Annotated in this window: 16 protein-coding genes; 9 read left to right on the top strand and 7 right to left on the bottom strand. The window is 35.7% G+C overall.

All coding sequences use genetic code 11. The annotated features are described in order from the left end of the window. Positions 1–4: 4 nt before the first annotated feature. From EOK74_RS13340 to EOK74_RS13320, 5 genes are all read left to right on the top strand, one after another. Entirely contained in the window at positions 5–1489 is a 1485-nt protein-coding gene (locus EOK74_RS13340; RefSeq protein ID WP_133470518.1) for a lipopolysaccharide biosynthesis protein, read from the top strand. Then, positions 1486–2469 carry a polysaccharide pyruvyl transferase family protein gene (locus tag EOK74_RS13335; RefSeq protein ID WP_133470517.1) on the top strand — a complete coding sequence of 328 codons (984 nt, stop codon included), beginning with the start codon at positions 1486–1488 and terminating at the stop codon, positions 2467–2469. Before EOK74_RS13340 ends, EOK74_RS13335 begins: the two co-directional genes overlap by 4 nt. Before the next feature lie 111 nt (positions 2470–2580). Then, a complete protein-coding gene (locus tag EOK74_RS13330; protein ID WP_133470516.1) occupies positions 2581–3561 on the top strand; it encodes a polysaccharide pyruvyl transferase family protein in 981 nt (326 codons plus the stop codon). 11 nt (positions 3562–3572) lie between these two features. Next, positions 3573–4745: a hypothetical protein gene (locus tag EOK74_RS13325; RefSeq protein ID WP_133470515.1), complete on the top strand. Its 1173-nt coding sequence runs from the start codon at positions 3573–3575 to the stop codon at positions 4743–4745. A gap of 86 nt (positions 4746–4831) precedes the next feature. Then, the gene (locus EOK74_RS13320) at positions 4832–5728 is read left to right on the top strand and encodes a glycosyltransferase family 2 protein (RefSeq protein WP_133470514.1); all 897 of its coding nucleotides are present in this window, start codon (positions 4832–4834) and stop codon (positions 5726–5728) included. Between the two features lie 85 nt (positions 5729–5813). Here EOK74_RS13320 and EOK74_RS13315 read toward each other — a convergent pair whose 3' ends face one another. Both EOK74_RS13315 and EOK74_RS13310 read right to left on the bottom strand, forming a co-directional pair. Next, on the bottom strand, positions 5814–6803 hold the full coding sequence (locus EOK74_RS13315) for an acyltransferase family protein (protein WP_133470513.1): 990 nt from the start codon (positions 6801–6803) through the stop codon (positions 5814–5816). Further along, positions 6793–8460, bottom strand: coding sequence for an AMP-binding protein (locus EOK74_RS13310; protein WP_166638765.1), 1668 nt, complete (start codon positions 8458–8460; stop codon positions 6793–6795). The genes EOK74_RS13315 and EOK74_RS13310 overlap by 11 nt, the downstream gene beginning before the upstream one ends. 585 nt (positions 8461–9045) lie before the next feature. Between EOK74_RS13310 and EOK74_RS13305 the strand changes: the two genes are divergently transcribed. Further along, positions 9046–9864 (top strand): sulfotransferase family protein, encoded by an 819-nt coding sequence (locus EOK74_RS13305; RefSeq protein WP_133470511.1) that lies wholly within the window; start codon positions 9046–9048, stop codon positions 9862–9864. Here EOK74_RS13305 and EOK74_RS13300 read toward each other — a convergent pair. Next, on the bottom strand, positions 9842–10690 hold the full coding sequence (locus EOK74_RS13300) for a hypothetical protein (RefSeq protein WP_133470510.1): 849 nt from the start codon (positions 10688–10690) through the stop codon (positions 9842–9844). The two genes, EOK74_RS13305 and EOK74_RS13300, sit on opposite strands and share 23 nt — an antisense overlap. A gap of 63 nt (positions 10691–10753) precedes the next feature. Continuing rightward, complete coding sequence (locus tag EOK74_RS13295; RefSeq protein ID WP_133470509.1) at positions 10754–12070, bottom strand: O-antigen ligase family protein; 1317 nt, start codon at positions 12068–12070, stop codon at positions 10754–10756. A gap of 649 nt (positions 12071–12719) precedes the next feature. Between EOK74_RS13295 and EOK74_RS13290 the strand changes: the two genes are divergently transcribed. Genes EOK74_RS13290 through EOK74_RS13280 form a run of 3 tightly spaced genes read left to right on the top strand, consistent with a single transcriptional unit; the run spans position 12720 to position 16850 of the window. Further along, on the top strand, positions 12720–14987 hold the full coding sequence (locus EOK74_RS13290; RefSeq protein ID WP_133470508.1) for a hypothetical protein: 2268 nt from the start codon (positions 12720–12722) through the stop codon (positions 14985–14987). A 52-nt stretch (positions 14988–15039) separates the two neighbouring features. Continuing rightward, entirely contained in the window at positions 15040–16266 is a 1227-nt protein-coding gene (locus EOK74_RS13285) for a TIGR03087 family PEP-CTERM/XrtA system glycosyltransferase (RefSeq protein ID WP_133470507.1), read from the top strand. Next, positions 16266–16850 carry an acyltransferase gene (locus EOK74_RS13280; protein ID WP_133470506.1) on the top strand — a complete coding sequence of 195 codons (585 nt, stop codon included), beginning with the start codon at positions 16266–16268 and terminating at the stop codon, positions 16848–16850. The genes EOK74_RS13285 and EOK74_RS13280 overlap by 1 nt, the downstream gene beginning before the upstream one ends. Positions 16851–17001: 151 nt before the next feature. On the opposite strand, the gene EOK74_RS13275 is transcribed toward EOK74_RS13280, so the two are convergent. From EOK74_RS13275 to xrtA, 3 genes are read right to left on the bottom strand one after another with little or no spacing between them, the layout of a single operon-like run. Next, entirely contained in the window at positions 17002–18432 is a 1431-nt protein-coding gene (locus EOK74_RS13275; RefSeq protein WP_133470505.1) for an oligosaccharide flippase family protein, read from the bottom strand. Further along, complete coding sequence (locus EOK74_RS13270) at positions 18429–19337, bottom strand: FkbM family methyltransferase (protein ID WP_239024116.1); 909 nt, start codon at positions 19335–19337, stop codon at positions 18429–18431. Before EOK74_RS13270 ends, EOK74_RS13275 begins: the two co-directional genes overlap by 4 nt. Further along, positions 19327–20844: an exosortase A gene (gene xrtA, locus EOK74_RS13265; RefSeq protein WP_133470504.1), complete on the bottom strand. Its 1518-nt coding sequence runs from the start codon at positions 20842–20844 to the stop codon at positions 19327–19329. Before xrtA ends, EOK74_RS13270 begins: the two co-directional genes overlap by 11 nt. Between the last annotated feature and the right edge of the window lie 10 nt (positions 20845–20854).

The raw sequence follows: 20854 nt of genomic DNA, 5'->3' as shown, positions 1-20854 counted from the left end.
TTTAGTGCCTAAATCACTCGTACCTCAAGTATTTAAAGCGTCCAGCTGGCTCATGTTTACTCGGGTTGTCATTACTGTTTTGAGCATGACTAGCATCTTTATATTGGCAAGATTATTAACACCAGAAGACTTTGGGTTAGTGGCCATTGCTAGTGTGGTGGCCACCTTATTGCAATCAATGGTGCAGATTCCTGTAAGTCAGGCACTAATTGCCATAAAGAACCCCACTAAAGCACATTTCGATACTGCATTTACCATCAATATTATCCGAACCACATTAATTTGCTTAGTGTTACTTGTGTCAGCAATACCCATTGCTAATTTTTACAATGAACCTAAGGTGACACAAATACTGATTATTTTCTCAGTAGCTGCTTTTGCTGATGGCTTTATCAACCCAAAGTTTGTAATTTTCGAAAAATCCCTGAATTTTTCTTACATCTTTTTTACGAGTGTATTATCAAAGTTACTGGCCACAGGAGCCTCTTTAGCTATTGCATATTACACCCAGTCTTATTGGGCACTAGTAATTGGTAGTGTCATTACCCAACTTCTGAATGTTATTTTTACCTATTACTTCTTACCTTACCTTCCAAGGTTTTCTTTGAAAAAAAATAAAGAAATTTTATCTTTTTCAGTTTGGGTTTCATTAAGCCATATTATCAACAATATTAATTGGAAGCTTGATCAACTATTGATTGGAAAATTTTTTGGTACGGTCACCCTAGGGGTTTATAATATCGGCAATGAATTGGCGAGTATGCCAACAAGAGAAACAACCACACCTTTAAATAGGGCCTTGTTCCCAGCTTTTTCTCAACTTCTCCATAAACCAGAACGTTTCACACAAGCTTACCTCACCAGCATTTCTATTTTTTACTCTATTTTATTACCCATAGGTTTTGGGTTGGTGCTTGTAGCTGAGCCAATGGTTCTCTTGGCTCTTGGTGAAAAATGGCAAGGCGCAATCCTTGTCATAGAAATACTGGCTGGTATTTATGCTGTGGCTTGTATTACTTCAGTAACCAAAGCCATTGCCATGGCCACAGGTAAGACTAAAATTATATTCAAACGAGACGTGCTCTTCTTTATCGTTAAAGTGGTTCTAAGTCTAGGCGGCCTTTACATTTACGGTTTCTTTGGGCTTTTATACTCTAAATTGCTTAATTTAATATTTCTCCTTGTGTACAACTTTTTCTTAGTACGCTACTTACTTAATGTAGGCATAGTGCAGCAGTTAACAGTCTTGTGTCGTCCTGTTTTAAGTGTCTGTGTTATGTATTTTACAATGCTGTTATTAAAGAGTCAGTTAACCTTTGAAACCACTCCCTTGGACTTGATGATAGAACTAAGTCTACTTTGTACTGCTGGGGCACTCACCTATTGCAGTTGTCATTTTCTTATTTGGATAATGCAAGGAAAACCACAAGGTATAGAGCAAAAACTCAGCGGCATAGTCAATAAAAAATTGAAAAGAGATACAGTATGATTTTACAAGAAGTAATAAGGCAACAAGTTTTGTCAGCAATACCACCAAACGTAACTAAGATTGTTTTGGTAGACCCACCCGATCACCCCAATGTGGGAGACAGTGCTATATTATATGGTGAAATGACGTTTCTATCTGTGCACTTTCCAGAAGCAAAAATAAACTTTGTTGATTACAAAAGTTATGCAAATGGTCAAAAATATTTATTAGAACGAGCAGACTGCATTTTATTTCATGGTGGTGGCAATTTGGGGGATTTGTGGAAGCGACATCAAAACACACGCCTCAGAATAATGCGCGAATTTCCTAATAAACCTATGTTGCAATTTCCACAGAGTATTCACTTCAAAGACCAGAACAATATAGTCGAAATGGCTGAGGTAATTAACAACTGTGCAGATTACACATTAGTTGTAAGGGATAAAAATAGCCTAGCTTTCGCTGAAAAACACTTCTCATGTAAAACTAACTTAAGTCCAGATATGGCATTTTATATGCCTAAGTTGACACGTTTGAAACCGCACCTAGATACCTTTTGCTTACTAAGAGAAGATAAGGAGTTATTAGTAGACAAAACTAAAGCGATTATTTCCATTCTTGACGAGCTTGCCCTTACTCATATGCATGAAGACTGGGTCATTGAAGAAGCGCCACTAAAAGCCAAACTGAATGACTTATTATGTCGCTGGTTTAAATTACATCCTAGTATCACTCCAATACTGCAACCTATTTACGAATATATCCGTATTCTTTATATGCGAGACAATGTAAAAAGAGGGGTTAAATTGTTAAGCTCAGGAAAAATAGTTGTAACCGATAGGTTGCACGCCATGATAATGAGTCATTTATTAGGCATCACTAACTACACTTTTGATTCGCTAGGAAGCAAGGTAGCGTCTTTTTATAAGGCTTGGTTAAGTGACGCATCAATTACCCATCTAATTGACGATGTGGATGACTTAAGAGAAACAATAAAATAGTACGAAGACGAGTGAGCTAGTAACATTAATATAAGATAGGTACAGAGAATGTTTAGCGTGGCTTGTACAACATTTTTTAAGGAAAATTAAGATGTTAATTAGAAATGCAATATGTTTTTAAAAAACATAATTAAACAGGCGTTACTACCAAGCCTACCTGAGAGCATTTTAAATATTGTATTAGTTGATCCGCCAGATTATCCAAACGTAGGTGATAGTGCGATTTTTCTGGGACAAATGAATTTTTTAAACATTCATTTTCCACGAGCTAAAGTGCATTTTATTGATCATAGAAGCTACGCTACAGGGCAAAAATACCTCTTAGAACAAGCTGATTGTATATTTTTTCAAGGTGGAGGAAATTTTGGTGATCTTTGGAAACGTCACCAAAAAATTCGCCTTGCTATAATGAATGAATTTTCACATAAAAGGTTAATACAATTTCCGCAAAGCATTCACTTTGAAACCCAAGATTCAATCAAAGAAACGGCAGATGCTATAACAAGATGTGCTCACTATTCACTGTTTGTAAGAGATAAAAAAAGTTTGGAGTTTGCGCAACACAATTTCAGTTGTGCAACTAAGCTAATACCCGATATGGCTTTCTATTTACCAACGATAGTGCGTCTGCCAGCTAAGTCTGATGTGTTCTGCTTACTTCGTGAAGACAAAGAACTTTTAGTGAATAAAACTGAGGCAATTAACCAATTGCTAAAAGCCAAGGCGCTAACCTACTCTTGTTCTGATTGGGTTGTCGAAAAAGCCCCATTACAGAGCAAACTAAACCTTTGGTTATGCTACTTAATCAAACGCTATCCTAGCCAAACCAAGTTAATACAACCATTTTATGAAAAGCTACGACTACATTATGCACACACCAATCTCACCAGAGGAATAGCATTGCTTAGTCAAGGTGAACGAGTGGTAACCGACCGTCTGCATGCTTTTATAATGAGCACTCTACTTGGGGTGAAAAATTACACTTTCGACTCTTTAGGGGGGAAAATTTCAAACTTTCACCATACCTGGATGACGGAGTCCGATTTAACTTACTTACTCAACGAAGTCGATGACTTAAAAGATCACCTATAATGGAACAGAGTATGCCTAACAAGCTTAAGAGTTCTCAGCTCAATGTTTCATCAAGCTCACTACTTGATGGAGCTGGTTTTGTTGTGAACATTCAGAACACATCTGCCCCCCAAGAAATATATTTTAAAAGTAAACACCCTTTAGTTATGTCTGCAGAGGTGGAAGCTACGGTTACATTACTACCAGCCATGCAACAAGGAATACCCAAAGTATTGTTAGAAGCAGAATTAGATACAAACTTTAAAGCTGGTCAGTACACGGTTCAAAATATTTACAAAAGCTGGCATGAAAACTTTACTCAAGTAGACTTTGAGCACAACCAGGCTACCTCTATCCCTGTAATTAATTCCTCTGAAACTAAGGTTAACCCTCAAAAATTTAAAAGACACGGTATGTTTTTCTCTGGTGGAATGGACTCGTTTTACAGTTTTCTAAAGCACCAAAGCAAAATTACAGATCTGATATTTGTACATGGTTATGACATTAAACTCTCAGATCATGAATTAAGAGCAAAAACGTCTGCTCAACTCCACAAGGTTGCGGAACAAAATAATGTCAATCTCATTGAAATCGAGACTAATCTACGAGATTACTTAGATAAATATGTGACTTGGGGTGAATTAGGACATGGCGCCGCGTTAATAAGCATAGGTCACTTGTTAAGCCACGAGTTTGAAACTATTACCATTCCTTCATCTTATCATTATGGCAACCTATTTCCTTGGGGCACCCACCCCTTGTTAGATCCACAATGGAGTTCTTCGAGCTTAGCTTTTATTCATGATGGCTGTGAAGCCAAAAGAATCGATAAGGCCAAGCTAATTGCTACAAATAATTTAGCCCTTGAAAGCCTCAGAGTATGTTGGCGAAATCCAGACAGTACTTATAATTGTTGTAAATGTGAAAAATGTATTCGTACTATGATTAATTTAGAGATATATGATGCGCTAGATCGAAGCGCCGCTTTTCCCGACAAACTCACCTTTGAGAAAGTTAGAGCTATGCCTATAAACAGCCACAGTGCCAGAAAGTTTGTATTAGAAAATCTAAAAGCCTTAACACAGTTTCCAGAAAAAGCGGAATTAAGCGAGGCGTTAACTTACGCTTTAAACAAAAAGCCTCCTAGCCCACCACTTCATCATAGAGTTAGGAGGTATCTGAAGGCCTTACTTGGCAGAGATTAAAATATTTCCTTAGTAATAAGATTTCATTTAAATATTCAGATAAACTAGGCAAGTTAGCAACATAGCATCAATAGAGTAGGCAATAAATGAAATTGGTTGGCATCATTCCCACCTTAAACAGGCATAATGATATTCGTCGCCTTTTCGACTCAATCGCCCAAATAACTCCCTCAACCGAAATTAGTTTCAGTATTTTGTTAGTAGATAATAGTGGGGATGGGAATCTCAAAAACTTGGTCGATACTATTGAATGCCCTTTTGAATTATCTTATATAAACCAAAAGAAAAAAGGTTTAAGTAACGCCAGAAATGCAGCCATAGATGCAATTGCAGTCAACACTGATTATATTTGCACTATTGACGATGATCTGGTTTTACCAGAAAGCTTTTTAATTAATCTGCTCACGAGTATTCAACAATATCCAAATGCTGGGATGATTGGTGGCCGAGTTGAATTATTTAACGATCAAGACTTACCAATAACAATCAAAACAAGTAAAGAGCACGAAAAATATACAGGTGGTTTGAACTTATTTGGGTTTGTACATGGTTGCTGTATGTTATTTTCAAAAGATGTCATGGATACAATAGGGAAGTTTGACACCTACCTTGGCGCAGGAAGTAAATGTGGCTCGGCGGAAGACACGGACTATTATTACCGCATTTGGTTGAGTGGAAAAGATATTATCTATTGCCCTGATTGGTTTGTTTATCATAACCATGGCCGTCGCTCAGAAGACGCTAGGATTACTTTAAAAAGAAACTACTTAATTGGCCAAGGAGCTTTTTTAGTCAAATACTTAATATCTTTTGAATTTAATGCCATAAAAATGATTTATTGGGATTTATCACATGATGTTAAATCATATTTTAATAAAGACAATAATGAAGCGCCAACTGATGGGAGTATCTACAAGTGGAAGAAACGTATATATGGCGGATATAATTATTTAAAGAGCCAGTTAAGAGGCAAAAAAAAGTAAAATTATAGAGTTGATATAATCAGCCCTCTAAATTTAAGACTCCCCCCTAATACCTGATGTCATCATACTTGACTAAGCCATTTTGCTAGTTGTTGTTACTCATTTTACTCGAACTTTCTCTAACGGTCTTCAAAGCATTTAAAGTCGCAGTAATTAGTATAAAAAGCATACAGCATAATGATATTGATATAAAAAATTTACACACAGCGATGGTGGCATAACTAAAATGGTCTCTCATCAAAATTTGAATGACATACATGATACCGCCGTGTAATAAGAAAATGTAAAACACAGCACTAGCTAAAATTACAATTAGTCGATAAAAAATTGTTGGTACCTGTATTTTTTTAAACAATAAAAGCACTGTCGCGAAGCTAGAGAATATTAAAAATCGATTTATTGAGATATCTTGGTATATTTGAAACACAATAAATGCACTAATAACAATCAGTAACCAACATATACATAATTTTAATGGTGATTGATTTTCGTCCTCAATACATGCCCACACAACCCAACCCAATATAAAATTCCAAGCAATATAGTGAGGTAACTTCCAAAAAAGCTCTGCACTACTTATATATTGATCTATAAATGGTGGAATCAATATTGAAAAAATTAACATTACAAGGCTAAAACCCAAAAGCGATATGCGAGTCCACTTAGCAAAATTGAACATAAATGCGCTTACGGCGATTACTAACATTAGCTGAGTAATCACTTGTACATACCAAACAGGGAAAGCAGCTATTTTTTGAGTATAGAAAAAGTTACTAATTAGCATAATCTCTTTCCAATCAAACTTATTGAAAAGTAAACTATAAAATCCCATTAGTAATAAACTGGGTATCAATAACTTTTTAAGTAACCTTGCAATATCTACAGCTAGTTCTGTGTTACCTTTCTTTAAGGAAAAACGCGCAAAATTTAGTCCAGATATGAGTATCAGGATATTAAGACCACCTTCTAGATTATGCCAACTAGAGTGATTAAGTACCACTAAACATATTCCTAACGCTTTCAGGAAATCTGTAACTTCAATTGTGCGAAACGAAGTAAAGTAATTAAAACTCATTGCCATACCTTAAATCTTGTAATGATTGAATACTCATGTTGTGCCAGTTGTCAGGTAAATTACCAAGGTATTGGTTAAGTGCACTTGAAACAGCAACGTATGATAAGGAGTCACCGGAGAGAGACCTAAACGTACTTAAATCATCGCATGTAGGGTTATTTAGAATAGAGCTATATATATCTGCAACACTGTTCCAAGGCTGTGCAGCTACCCCTAATAATATAAGGACTTCTTTTTTAAATTCATCTAAAAATAACCGTGTATTTGATTTTTGCTTAACATCTTCTACAAATAGCTTTAGAAGATATTTATAGTCAAACTTGTCGTTTGATAATCTAGGTATTGTACTTACCATCTCGATTTGAAAAACTTCAAGGGGCAATGTATAACTTAATGATATTTGATGAGAAATTGATGAAATTAAAGTTTCGTTCTCTGTTTGAATTACAACTAATATTTTCTCATCATTTCCGGTTACAGCAACGATGGCGTCTGTATTTGATAAGTTATTTTGAATATCATCTAAATTAACTCGTATCCCAAAAGGTTTAACAAAACGAGACACGCGACCAATAATTTTAAACAGCCCATTGCTTTTTCTTAATGCGATATCGCCAGTATGTAAGGCTTCCATATACTCCATTGAAGCGAAATCATTCTGACCAAGTGCATAACCCATCATTATGTTAGGACCGCGATAAATTAACTCCCCAGCAACTCCTGAGTCCGTAATCTCTTTTTCCTTATCGTCATGTAACGTTAAACTACCACCATATATTGCAATACCAATACAATCTGAATGCTCAAATACCTGATCTGGAGGTAAATAACTAATCCGTGGGGATGCTTCAGTTTGGCCGTACATTATAAAAAATAGTTTGTTGGTGAGTTTTAATTGATTAGCAAAATGCAATATAACATTTTGAGATAATTTCCCTCCTGCTTGAGTAACATAACGAGTAGATGGAGCTGATGAGAAATCAAAATTGACCGATAATAATGCTTGGAAACTATAAGGCACACCAGAAAAACTCGTCACGCTAAATTGTTTGTAAATTTTCCAAAAATTTTCATTTGTCACAGACAAATCCGTAAGGACAATTGAAGCTCCTACTCGTAGATGAATATTTAAGATTGATAACCCATAAGAATAATGAATAGGCAATGAGGTAATAGCACGGTCAGTAGTGGTTACCTCTAAGTAACGAATGATAGCGTCACTATTAGATATAATATTGCTATGTGATATCTTGACTAATTTAGGAGAGCCTGTCGATCCCGATGTACTCAAGAGTAAACAAAGCTCGTTATGCAATTGAACTGTTTTCGAGTTGTAGACTTTAAATTCAGGTGTGTCTGTAAGAGTATTAACAATGAAGTTAGGCTGGTATGAATTAACGAGCTCTTCAAGTTGTTGAGGGTTATCAGCAGCGACTAATAAAACAGGATGGCCTCCTAACATACAGGCTACATAGGCAACAACTGTTGAATAATTGTTTCGAGCGTTAATAAAAACAAGCTTTGACTCTTGCCCTAACTGTTCGGTACATACTATTGCATCAGCATATAATTTCGCGTAACTATAATGCTCTCCGCTATCATTAATTACGGCTGTATTGTGCCTAAAAGTATAAATATGGCTAAATAATGTCGGCATTGAGCGAATTGCCTCAGTTGTCATTAAGTGTATCAGCTTGTTACATTCTAGAGATTTCTCCTTTTTTTACCATACCAATTAAAGCACTATAGATACATACTCGGCATATCTAATCCAATGTACTATAAAAATTTAAAATCAAACTTATCCACAAAAAGAACACTTCATTATTAACTACAAACTGTTTTACCAACTAAACTGATGTCTTACAGTTATGATGGTAATTTAAGATAAACTAGAATTTACTCGTCTCAACAAATTAAAAGTTTACTTAAAGCGCTTTACAGTCAAGCTATTACAGCATAATGATGTCTACACACTTGGTTCTGATAGATATCAAAGAGACGTGAAAAAATACTAGATCAGCCGTCTATTAGGGAGCCTATCATCAATAGACAGCCAAACCAGCAACAGAACTATTCTAAACTTTGTTGTAAGTCCCCCCAAAGCTATATTACTTGTGATGTATCACTTGAAAAATATATTAAAAATTCACTATGATTACATCATTTAAATATCTATTTGTACTGTTCCCGCTGACGACGTAGACTAATAAAAAGTGTAGTAATGATAGATTTTTGAATTATGAAGAAGAACTCGCCAATTGAAAAACCCCATTTTATTTGTATCGGTTCACAGAGAGCTGGAACGACTTGGCTACATGAATGTTTATCAGAACACCCTGACGTATTCGTACCTGAACAAAAAGAATTACACTTTTTTAATACCCATTATGAAAAAGGATTGGAGTACTACCAGTCCCATTTCTTAGAAGCCGATGAAAACAATAAAAACTTAGTTGTAGGTGAAGTTACCCCAAACTATTATCACGACAAAACTGCGTTATTAAGGATAAAAGAGCATTATCCTAACGTGAAAATTATTTTTATTTTACGTGAACCCGTGTCTAGAGCCTTTTCTCACTATCAACTTAGTTCTATGGGGCCTTTTCAAGGTCTGAGTTTCAAGGATGCTTACCAGCAGTTTAATGTGATTAAATATCTAAGCAATCAATCACAACATTTACAAAATGTATTTGAAATATTTGGTAATAAACATGTCTTAGTTAAGTTTTACGATGATATCAGTAAGCAACCTGAGAACTTTGTTTCTAGCGTTTATAAATTTATTGATGTTAACGTTGACTTCGTTCCTGAGAAAATTAATCAGAGAATTAATCGTATAGTGCTGCCTGATTTACAAGATAAACTTAACCGCCTAGGCTTAAGTTTTATCATCGAACTTGTGAAAAAGTCTCCTTTTTCTGAGTTGATAAAGAAAAAATTTCAAGGCAATTCAAAAACTAATAACAAAAATGATCTAGCTGAATACAAAAAAGATTTCACACAAGATATCGAAAAACTGGAAAGCTTATTAGGCGTCAATCTTGAACATTGGAAGTAATTCGCATATTCCATCTCATTAAAAATAGTCCAAATACAACTAGTAAAATAGGGAAAGGCCACTTTAAAGCATAAGCTAATTTTTCAAAGTAATATTTATTAGTGATAAAGTGTTCAACTCCACTCCATTTTTGATAAGAGTTACCATAAATGCGCTGCAATACTCTTACATCAGACGCTTTATATCCCGCTTGTGTATAAAAATCTCCTATTAGGGCAGGCTGTTGGTTTATTTCACTGAGTGTATAAGGTAATACAACGCCATAATCAGGATCCAACACTATTTCATTATTGTCACTGGTTTGAGCCATGACTACAACATGACCAGGAAATGAAATTATTTTATTCTTTATATTAGACTGAGTAAGTAATTGGGACATCACCATAGATGCATCACCACAGATACCTACTCCTCTTCTAATACTGCGCTCATAATCAGCATAGTGATATTTTTGATACTCGGGAATGTTAGAAAACTTCCCCATGAAATAAATAAAATAGTTTTCCCATATAGGTATGAGTTGATGAAACCTATCTGTATCTTCTTCTGCATGCCAGTTAATATGCAAAAGGCTTTCTGATATGACTTTTGTAAGCCTTAATAAGTAATCATCTGACTGTTCTTTATCACCTTTAGGTAATGTTTCCATTGCTTCTTCAAATGTTATCAGCTTCTCATTATCAAACCTTGTATCTGTCTTGTGGACAAACTCGCTTCGGATATTTTTAGTTAAGCCAATAAGATTAATTGTCAGCAAAGTTGCTCCAACAATAATGAGTGAGACGCTAATAAACCTATACGTTAAATACATACTTTTATTCTTCATTACAACAACTACACCTTTAACACCGAAAACCGTTATTTATCGACACCAATGCTTGCTAACAATCTACTCAGGATTTGCATTCTTTGTTTCTTGAGGTTTTAAAATGTACACATTGTACACACAAGCTGTATATAAAATAATCCAATATAAAACTTCGGCTCTTAACCTATTTAGAAATGTCATTGTTACAATAAAGGTAATAAGAGCACACTGTATTGCAAGTATTTTAAAATACGCATCCACATTCCCAACACCCTTTAATTTTTTCTTAGCTGCCTGTGTTGTTTTATAGGCCCCCCATAACATCATCATAAATGCGATTATTCCAGGGTAACCAATTTCACTCAATGTTTCGAACCAAGTGGAATGAACAGAACGATGTTTACTATTCCCCGTATTAATATTTTCGGGAATATATACAGGTGCGTAGTAATTAAAACCAGCTCGACCTGCGCCAAAGGGGTAATCTTTAGACATTTCAATTGCGGCTACCCAATAAGCAGTTCGAGTTGCACCTGACTCTTTTTCTTCGTCTACTTCTGTTTCAACCATTAATGTTTGCATTCGTTTGATAAACCCATCATCAATAATAACTGTAGAGCCAGCTAGGCCTAAAATAACGATAGCAATCACGGTAAGTTTCTGATTTTTTCTCTGAAAAGAGGAGAAATACATACTCCAAATAAACACACTAAGCCCTACTGACACACCAAGAAAAGCGCCTCTACTATTTATTAGTATTAGCGCATTAGCTACAAACACTCCGGTAATCGCAAAAAGGGCTTTAATTTTCACGTTAGAATTAACCCAGAAATAATAAAGACACAAAACCACAGCGGGTGCTAATGCTGCAGAAACACCATTAGAATCTGGGGCATCGACCATTCCCACACCTTCAACACGGCTGCCTGAATTACGACCAAACTGAAATACGTAAAATGATAGATAAAATGCCCCATACAGATAGCCATAGATTAAATAATCTAACTTTTTCTCAGTGTCACAAAGAATGTACCCCAATGAAACAATTACTGCTAAAGTGACAAAAGCCTCTACTGCAATTGAATGTGGTACAGGCAACACAGCGTAGACTGAAGCGATAACATATAACAAGACAACTATATATAACCAACGTAATTGTGGGACTTTCAATGGGTTATTTTCAATTATTTTAGAAAAATTCATCATTACGATTAATATCAATGAAAGAACGATATAGAAAGAATAACTAAGATCTGGAATACTTTTCCCCCACCATTTTGTGGCAGGATTAAAAAAATAAACGCCTTGATACAATACAAAAATAAACACGGCTGACTTTCGGAAAGCTAGAGCAATGCACGCTATGAACGTTCCATAAAACATTAAAACACTAATCATTTTGTAATCATCTTACTTCTGTAAACTTAAACGCTTTGCATTGTCTAAAAATTAATTTTAAATACTTTTGAGTGATGTCAATATTCGATAACTCAACTAAAAATCGCTTTCATTCATAATAAATTGACAACATGAACTTCGCTCCTACTGCAATAACTTTCATGATAAATCATAGCAGTGTAACTTAAAGTTTCATTATATTATTCGATACTAGAGTCTCGATACGCCAAGATAAGGTAATAACCTAAATAGACTTAACGCCACAATATAAGATTCTGTTTAATTCAATCATAGTGATTCAACATAAACAAATATCTTACCCTTCCATTCACTCTACTCCAAAATGTCAGTCATTATGTCAACTTTCAAGTATGCATAGAACTGACACTCGATAAGATTATAAAACGACCTTAATCTCTTAGCTTGACAATATGTATATACAATCTACACCCTTTAATTAAACTCATCCGAATTGCCACTGAGACCTCTAGTAACACAGAATGACATTAAAACAACTTTTTCACTGTCTGGCATAATGTCCTTATGCAATAATGCGTTCAATGATAGGTTGTGCAGGCTAGAGTTGGAAGAACGCGCATATTATCGTTTAATCTGTATAGAACTTTATTTAAAATAAGAAGGAATAAGTTTGACTATCAGTGCTCCTACTTCGATATCGACCAGCATGAAAATCTGTGTTATTACACCCAGTATCTTTCTTGCAGCTTTGTCATTATGCGCCCTATGGTATTTTCCCATTGCTCAAATATCTCTACTAATTGCAATCATACTTTATGTGGGTTTATTATTTTACAAGCCACTGAGCTGGATAATTATTCTACCGTTAATTACAGTTGGTTTAAGCTTATCTCCGTGGAGCGGTAGGTTTATCTTTAACGAACACGATATGTTCATGTTGATTACCGTTGCAGTAGGACTATTGAATACACTTAGATCACCAAACCTAGGACAAACATACAATATGTTAGTCCCTTATATTTTTACTGCTTTTTGTTTGATATCCATCACCCATGTCCCACTTGCTACGTTGTTTGGCCCCACAACCCAAAACTTTTATTTTTCAGAGGCCTACCCCTTCTCTGTGACAAAAGGTATAGCCTATGGGTCAAGCCTTTGTTGGCTCCTAATAAAGCATTGCCAACAAGATAGAAAATTAGTTGTGTCCTATCTGGTTTTTGCCGCAGTATTAACCTCTATATTACTTTTTATTATTGCACTGTGGGAAAGAAAGACTTTTGGAGCCTTGCTTGATCACACCCCTTGGATGAAAGTTGCTCATTCATTTCTAAACTTTTCTGGTGCCTATCGCATGACAGGAGTCATGGCTGATATGCATACAGGAGGAGAGAGTTTAGATGGTATATTCTTACTACTTGCCCCAATTAATTTGTTAGGCGTTTATGTGTTTAAGTCTCATAAAGCCAAAGTGTTCGCTCTAGTTGGACTACTTAGCATTTTATATTGTGTTTTGGTAGGTTTCACTCGCGCAACATATGTAGCCACTGCTGTTGGTCTACTAGCTTTTGCCACTATGCATTTTGCTTGGGAATTAAAAGCAAAAAAAAATCAAATGAGCTCATTCCCTATCTTCAAATTATGCACTTATGGTGTTTATATCATCAGTGTTTGGTTTGCTTATGCACAAACAGGTTATTACGTCATTGGCGCTGCAGCCCTCGGCCTAATCCTAACCATGCTAGTGAATCAATATAGAGCTAAGGTAAAACAAGCCTATTGGCCCATAATTCTAATGATAAATATTCTAATTATTTATATTTGCATTGATAGCTTTTATGATAGTAAATGGGTAGAAAAAACAAATGATAATATGTTTTTGTTATTTGTTGCCTTAAGCGGCATCATTATCACTATATTTATTGCTAATTCTCCCTCATTACAAAAAGGTAACACTCCTTTTTACCATCACTTAGCCATTATTATAATTTCAGCAATATTGACTGTTGCTATTGGTGGCACGCGAATTCAAATGAGAATGGACACCACATCAAGAGATTTAGATACTAGGGTAGCCCATTGGAACACCGTTATTGACTCTTCTCAGTGGTCTTTTAAAGATATGGTTATGGGCAATGGCTTAGGCAGTTTTCCTTTAAATTATGTGACCAATCAACCTGACTTGGTTCGTCGTATTGGAAGCTATACATTAACAACAAACGGAAAAGAGAACACTCTACTGCTTGGCCCAGGCGAAGATTTAGCTTTTGGACAACGACTTGATTTAAAACCAAACACTCAATACAGATTGAACATTGAACTCGAACCACATTCCATCACTACTAAAACTGAATTAGTCGCCTCTTTATGCGAACGAAATTTAATCATCTTCGAATATTGGGCGGTAAACTGCGAAGCTCAGAGAATTAAAATTCCCTCTAGCGAAGATACACTATCAATTTCAACAATCATCAACAGTAAAACAGTTGGCTCTAATATAGGCATTAAGCGCCTACCTACTGTTATGCTACTAAGATACAAGAAAGGGCCAGCCCCACTAGCGATAAAGAGTATTGAGTTATTAGATGATAGCTTGGAGTCAACTGTTACTAATAGTCACTTTTCTAAAGGAACTGACCATTGGTTCTTCTACCATGATTTTGAACATTTACCATGGCACATAAAAAACATATATTTATCCGTATTCTATCAGTTAGGTGCAATAGGTAGTCTGCTGTTTGTAATTATGTTAGGGATTGCGACCAAAAAAGTGATTGCCAGCCCCATAGAGAGCCAACCTTTAAATGGGGCAATCGCAAGTATAATATTAGCTTACCTAGCGTTTGGGCTGTTTGGCGACCCACTGGATTCTAGCCGAGTGAGTAGTCTGTTTTTTATGTTATTGTTTTTTCTTGTCAGCAATAAATCGGTGAAGACTTAACATTAACGAAATAAGTCGTTCTTAACCAATCAAAACAAGTGAATCCACGATAATGAATATCTTATTTTTGTCTCACAGAGTGCCTTTTCCACCTAATAAAGGGGAAAAAATACGAACCTTTAATCAACTTAAATTTCTTGGTGATAGTGGACATAACATTCATGTACTAGCCCCATTTGAAGAAGAGCAAGAACTCGATTTTTTTAAAACACTAGAGCAGCAATATTGCCAGGTAGCCGATGGTGTAAAGCTATCTAACAAACTACTTCGGCTAAGTACTGGTTTAGTAAAAGGCAAAGCCCTTAGTGTGGCTAATTTTTATAGCAAAAACTTACAACAGACTTTTGATAAACTAGTCAAAAACAAAAAATTCGATGCCATAGTATGTACAGCTTCTAGTATGGCTGAATACATTTTTAAAAGTCATTGGCTTGCAGAAAACCCATGCCCCGCCCTTTTGATGGATTTTATGGATTTAGATTCAGACAAATGGCGACAATATTCTGAACGTTCAACCTTACCAATGAAATGGGTTTATCAACGTGAAACTAGACTAATCAGCAAGTTCGAAATTAATATTGCTGAACGTTTTGATGCCTGCTTTTTTATTACCAATACTGAGAAAGAGCTGTTCAACAAAGGGGCGCCTAATACAGATAATATTTTTGCTGTTGAAAACGGGATGGATACTCAGACTTTTAAACCGGCTCTCCTCCCTATCCATTCAGAACAACCGGTATTACTTTTTACAGGTGTAATGAATTACGCACCAAATGTCGATGCTGTTGTATGGTTTGTTGAAAACGCTTGGTCTCAAGTATTAGCGAAATGGCCTGAAGCAAAATTTTATATTGTCGGAATGTCGCCATCTGATAAAGTAAATAATTTAAGTAAACAGAAGGGAATTATTGTCACTGGTTTTGTTGATGATATTTTGCCATATTTTCACCAAGCTACCATCTTTATAGGACCCTTTAGGATCGCACGTGGCGTGCAGAATAAAGTGTTACAAGCATTCGCTTGTGGTATACCGGTAATATCTACCAAGATGGGAGCAGAAGGCATAAGGTGTAAAGACAAAGAAAGCATATTACTTGCAAATACACCGGAAGACTTTATAAATGAAATTGCAACCCTAACGTTAGATAAAGCACTAAGCCAAAAAATTGCAGGCAATGCATTAGCAATAATACAACAACATTACGCTTGGGAGGGAGTGCTTGCTCCTTTTGATAGAGTTTTAAACGAAGTTACAAGCGTTAAGGTCCAAAATAGCTAATGAAAAACATATTAAAATCCGCAGCCCATATTTTATTCAAATTATTAGCGTTACCGATATATTGTTTGTTTTGGCTATTATCTTTAGTTGGCTCTGCAGATGGTTTGTTTTCCAGTTTTGGACAATTCTTCAGTCTTTTCCCAGGTATGTTTGGTGTATATCTAAGAGCCGCATTTTATAGATTTGCAATGACCTATTGCGATAACGACGTAGTAGTAGGATTTGGCACTTTATTTTCTCAACAAGACACCGAAATATACTCAGGTACTTATATTGGCCCTCAATGCAACATCGGAAAATCGACTATTAACAGAAACTGTTTAATAGGCAGTGGGGTACACATACTAAGTGGAAAAGGCCAACATAATTTTGATGATATTAACACCCCATTAAAGGATCAAGGAGGCAAGTTTGAAAAAGTGACTATTGGAGAGGATAGCTGGTTAGGAAACGGCTCGATAATTATGGCTAGTGTCGGAAAAAAATGTGTAGTAGCGGCTGGCTCTGTAGTGGTGAACGAAGTGCCAGACTATGCAATCGTTGCCGGTAACCCAGCTAAAATAATCAGAAGTAGAGAAGTTTAAAAGAATCGGCGGTAAGCGACCGAGTTTCAAGAGAATATGACATTATTACAAAGCAAAAGCTAAAACCCCAAAAGCAGGATAGCATTTCTGGCAAAGGGCCATAGCAACACTATCCAACTCAGAGGCACAGCACTATTTCTAAAAATTCAGCTTAACGATACTTTTTTATAAGATTACCTAAAGTAGTCCCCATTAGCATGGGCAACAAGGTAACAGTTACAACTGTATATGTAGCGCAAAATATTGACCCTGAGACTAAAAGCATCATCACTTGACCTATCTCTATCTGCATTGTTATCCAATAACTTAAAGCTAAAGAGATACCAGATATCCCAGCTGATAATACTAGTGTGATGCCAACTTGTATAAACTTAAGCGGTACAAAAGAATGCAATATCATTGTAATCAAGAATGTTAATGTAAGGCCAATCAACACTCGCAACCATACAGTAAGATGTAAATCATTAAACATTTGTAAATAAGTCAGTAGCGTAACTACAACCAAAATCAAACTAAAAATATCAAAGTAAAAAAGAACTCTCACTCGACCTATAGCCGTCAAAGCACTTTCAATAACCAAGAGAAAACAATAGTAAAAGAATAATAATGACATAACACCAAGCAATTCACCTGCTATTACCCATTGCTTACCTAGCAATACATCTATAATCAAGCTAGGGTAAAGAAGCATATAAGAAGTGATAGGAACGACAATGAAAGCTACGAGACACAATACCTTACTTACTCTTCTACCCAGTTTATTGGGAGTATTTTTATAATCTTTAAAGTCGGCTAAAAGAGGCTCAATGGCTGGCCCTATAATATTATGTCCAGGCAACATAGCGACATCTCTTGCCATATGGTAATTACCTAATTGGATATTTCCAAAAAACTTAGCAACAAGTACAGTATCAACTTGCGAGCCTAAATAACCGACAATGTATTTACCTAAAAGCCATTTAGAAAAAAGCCACTGCTCACTCACCTTAATTAAACTTAAAGAAGGACGATAAGTGTGGATCCTGTAACTGCCTATAGTAAAAACTATTGCTCCAACCATGTCAGCCACCACAAAAGCCCAGTAATTACGCCAGTAAAAAGCAACAAAAATAACAATGATAAAACTAATAATTCTTTGCACTAAGGATAGATAAAATATTTTTTTATACTCTAACCCCCTCTTTAATAGTAATAACCCTGGGGTTCTTAAGGCATTAAAAATAAGCGTAGTCGAAGCGACTTGTATAACAATGGTAAGCTCAGGTTTATCAAAGAAAGTGGTGATGAATGGAGCCAAAATAACTAATAAGAAACATACCAACACTTTTAATAAAAGATCCAAGGTCCATGCGGTATTTAAGTCTTCGTCATATACGTTAGACTTTTGGACTATATATTGCTCAGCCCCTGTATGGGACAGTATATCGAAGAGATGTATGACAATTGCAATAATAGCTATCATTGCAAAATCTGTTGGTGTGAGAATACGCGCTAGGATAAGCGTACTAATTAATCCGATGACGCGACTTAAAAATTTAGCTCCACTAGAAAAAGCCGCACTTGTTATCAACTTACGTTTCAAATATCACCATTTTGAGATACACCAATTACATCGTACTGCTTTAATTCAAATTGTTCATAAAAAGCAGAGTTTCGGGCTATTGGCTTATTTCCCAATTCAGGTACAAACCATTTAAAGCACGCAGTATTTTCAGCCGCAATAAAAATATCTTCAGGAGTCTGCCCAATTCTCTCTAGCACATCAGGATGTATCTCTAATAAAACAATACAAGATTTAGCTTGCGAAATTAAACGTTTGGCTCCTTCGAATACAGCTAGCTCTTGCCCTTCCACATCGATCTTGAATACTAATGTATTTTCCAAAAAACCAGCGTTTTTTCCCGAATACCATACATCTAATGTAAGAACCTCTGTTGCGCCCTCTCTAGTTTCATCGATATAACCCTCATGATCATTCGAGCGATTCTCATTAAAGTAGAACTTAGCATTCCCATCAAAATTAGAGACTGCAGCCTGTTTACACTCATATGGTTTACCCATTTCTTTTAAGTTGGCTTTCAATATTTGAAATGAATGTGGGTTTGGTTCAATAGCAATTATATTCTTCACTTTAGAGCAATGAGAAATTATTAATGATGACACTACACCGATGTCAGCCCCTAAATCAAAAAAGGTAAAAGGAGCCTTTAGATTGTTCAACACATCACAAAAAGGCAAAAATTCACCTAGATAGTAATTTTCTGGACCCTTTTCTAGCCAAAAACACCATTCACTCACGGGTACACAAAATCGTCTATTATCTATGTTATGTACAATTACTTTATTGGGAAAAAGTTTAGATAACCAAACAAACACCTTATACTTTCCTCGCCACTCAGTTTTTTGCAGAGTAGTCAAAATATAATTGACTCCAGAGGGGAAAAGTTGAAATGCTTGCATCGGTAAACCTGACTTTTTAAAAATCAAAATATTGACTTAACTCTACGAAATTATCTTGAGTTAAACGGCTAAAATAAAGCTTATCTTGTTCTATAGATACAGCATCAGTGGTTTGAGAGATTGCGATTAAACCACTCCCCATATAACTACCCATTAATATTTTATAAATTTCATAGAGTTTAGCCATTCGGTTATTGGTAAACACCTTACCATCGACAACATACCAATAACTTAATAACCGCTTTCCATGAGGGTTAACAATCATAGATAAATCGATATTGAGATTGTCATCAAGCTGATAAGAGCTTTTACTTTCTAACGTCCATACTTTCTGAGAATATAACCTATTAAGAGAACTAATTAACTCTCCATGACCTTTTGGGTACCACACAATATATAAATCTACTGGTATACCATTCAATTTTTTCAAAAACTGAAATTCTTGATAAGGCAGGTTAAATTCTGGTTTCCATGTACTTTCATAATTAGTTGAAGGTATAGATTGCTCTGTCATTAACAAGGCTTTTAGGTTATGACCTGTTGTATCACGTAAACTTAATTGAGTATTAATTGAATTAAACCAAACAAAGAAGGCGAACATAATAATTATGGTAATGGCTGATGCTTGATAACAACCTTTCACATTGACCTTGGAGGAAGGCTCTGTTTTTTCTGTATTGATTACGGGGTTACTATGATTTTCTCGAACTAACTCTCCAATTGCCAATAAACATACAATAACCAAAGAAAAGAATATCCAACCATAAATTAAGTGGTCGGCTCCTACTGCATGCTCCATATTAGACAAATACCCCGTTAGAATAATACCAAATACACGTATTGCATTTGCTATTACCGGGAAAATAATAGATATAAGCATAAAGCCGATACGCCGTGTATTGCTTCTCAAATTAAGATATGAATATAAGGAGCCTATGACGATGGAAGCAATAAAAAAGCTAATTCCAGAGCAAGCCTCTGCGACCAAAAACCTGCCTTGGGGAATTTCGATATACAAACCGCTTCTATAAATAGGAATACCCGTCCAATTCAACATAACCATGGATAAGTCGGCCGTGACCTCTTGCAATGTGGGAATTAACTCCTCTCCAACAGGAATGCAAAACAAGATAAAAGTCAGAGGAAATAGTATTTGCAAGGCGAGTTTATTGCCAAGATAAACCCACAACACTAGGGGTAAAAAGGTGAAGGTTGCAACATGCATAAATAACTGTACGTCACCTGCAAGGCCTATTGCATACAATAACAAGCTACCTAAACATAAAGGTAAAACAAAATAATTAGGTTTTAATTGATTAAGATCTAGTTGGTCTTTTTTCAAATATATAAGGTAGGCAGTACCGGGCAATACAAATAGACAATGATTGAAAATTTCAGAAATAAGCCAAATATCAATAGCAGTTGACAGGCCTTGCCAAAACACAAAGACCCAACAGGCTAGAATCGCAAATAAGCTAAGAATGACAGGTTTAAATTGAGGTTGCTCTCTGTTTACTACTAAGCCTCCATTCAAAATACAGTCT

Source organism: Paraglaciecola marina (assembly GCF_004360155.1).
In the GTDB taxonomy this organism is placed as follows: Bacteria; Pseudomonadota; Gammaproteobacteria; order Enterobacterales; family Alteromonadaceae; genus Paraglaciecola; species Paraglaciecola marina.
This window is presented reverse-complemented; position numbering and strand designations above follow the sequence as displayed.

Bases quoted from the DNA above. Each gene is read 5' to 3' on its own strand.
- EOK74_RS13335 (WP_133470517.1), top strand. From the start codon at position 1,486: ATGATTTTACAAGAAGTAATAAGGCAACAAGTTTTGTCAGCAATACCA.
- EOK74_RS13330 (WP_133470516.1), top strand. From the start codon at position 2,581: ATGTTTTTAAAAAACATAATTAAACAGGCGTTACTACCAAGCCTACCT.
- EOK74_RS13325 (WP_133470515.1), top strand. From the start codon at position 3,573: ATGCCTAACAAGCTTAAGAGTTCTCAGCTCAATGTTTCATCAAGCTCA.
- EOK74_RS13320 (WP_133470514.1), top strand. From the start codon at position 4,832: ATGAAATTGGTTGGCATCATTCCCACCTTAAACAGGCATAATGATATT.
- EOK74_RS13315 (WP_133470513.1), bottom strand. From the start codon at position 6,803: ATGAGTTTTAATTACTTTACTTCGTTTCGCACAATTGAAGTTACAGAT.
- EOK74_RS13310 (WP_166638765.1), bottom strand. From the start codon at position 8,460: ATGCCGACATTATTTAGCCATATTTATACTTTTAGGCACAATACAGCC.
- EOK74_RS13305 (WP_133470511.1), top strand. From the start codon at position 9,046: ATGAAGAAGAACTCGCCAATTGAAAAACCCCATTTTATTTGTATCGGT.
- EOK74_RS13300 (WP_133470510.1), bottom strand. From the start codon at position 10,690: ATGAAGAATAAAAGTATGTATTTAACGTATAGGTTTATTAGCGTCTCA.
- EOK74_RS13295 (WP_133470509.1), bottom strand. From the start codon at position 12,070: ATGATTAGTGTTTTAATGTTTTATGGAACGTTCATAGCGTGCATTGCT.
- EOK74_RS13285 (WP_133470507.1), top strand. From the start codon at position 15,040: ATGAATATCTTATTTTTGTCTCACAGAGTGCCTTTTCCACCTAATAAA.
- EOK74_RS13280 (WP_133470506.1), top strand. From the start codon at position 16,266: ATGAAAAACATATTAAAATCCGCAGCCCATATTTTATTCAAATTATTA.